This window comes from Variovorax sp. E3, assembly GCF_016082275.1.
Classification (GTDB): domain Bacteria; phylum Pseudomonadota; class Gammaproteobacteria; order Burkholderiales; family Burkholderiaceae_C; genus Variovorax.
In genome coordinates, this window is sequence record NZ_MOWM01000344.1 from 1 (window position 1) to 1,078 (window position 1,078).

Annotated in this window: 1 protein-coding gene; it reads left to right on the plus strand. The window is 67.3% G+C overall.

What is annotated here, in order from left to right; genetic code table 11:
• Window positions 1–1,002: methyl-accepting chemotaxis protein (locus BMG07_RS40740; RefSeq protein WP_269759910.1), on the plus strand; the 1,002-nt coding region annotated here is incomplete at its 5' end.
• Window positions 1,003–1,078 lie beyond the last annotated feature (76 nt).

The following is a 1,078-nucleotide window of genomic DNA, read 5'->3' on the forward strand; positions in this document are numbered from 1 at the left end:
AGCTGGCTGCCCGGCGCGGCGGCCGCGGGCGGCGTGGGCCTTGCGCTCGCGTGGCTGGGCTTGGGCCAGTTCCTGGGCCGCACGGTGTTTCGTCCGCTCGACGAGGCGCTGCACGTGGCGCGCGCCATCGCGGGCGGCGACCTCGCCAAGTTCGAGATCCGGCCCGGCGACGAGATCACGGGGCTGCTGCGCGCGCTGAACCAGATGAGTGCCAACCTCTTCGCGATCGTCGCGGATGTGGGCGCCAACGTGGCGGGCGTGATGTCGGCGTCGAGCCAGATCGCCTCGGGCAACCACGACCTGTCTTCGCGCACGGAGCAGCAGGCCAGCTCACTGGAGCAGACGGCGGCTTCGATGGAGGAGCTGACCTCGACCGTCAAGCAGAACGCGGACAACGCGCGCCAAGCCAATCAACTCGCCGTGTCGGCTTCGGAAGTCGCGGTGAAGGGCGGCAGTGTCGTCTCGCAAGTGGTCGACACCATGGGCTCGATCAACGCGTCCTCGAAAAAGATCGTGGACATCATCGGTGTCATCGACGGCATCGCGTTCCAGACCAACATCCTGGCGCTGAACGCCGCGGTGGAAGCCGCCCGCGCAGGCGAACAGGGCAAGGGCTTCGCCGTCGTCGCGTCGGAAGTTCGCAGCCTCGCGCAGCGCTCCGCGTCCGCCGCCAAGGAAATCAAGACGCTGATCGGCGACTCGGTCCAGAAGGTCGAGGCCGGCAGCAAGCAGGTCGCCGAAGCGGGTCGCACGATGGAAGAGATCGTGGGCAGCGTGCGCCGCGTGACCGACATCATGGGCGAGATCACGACCGCGAGCCAGGAGCAGACCTCGGGCATCGAGCAGATCAACCAGGCCATCGCGCAGATGGACCAGGTCACGCAGCAGAACGCCGCGCTGGTCGAAGAGGCTTCGGCCACGGCCCAGTCGCTGCAGGAACAGGCCGACGGCCTGGTGAAGGCCGTGCGCGTGTTTCGCGCCGAGCCCGCCGAGATCCACTAATTTCAAACCGGAGAAGAACAGATGCTGACCAAGGCAAAAGACCCCTTGCAACAAGCCGCCTCGGCGCCGTCCCCCT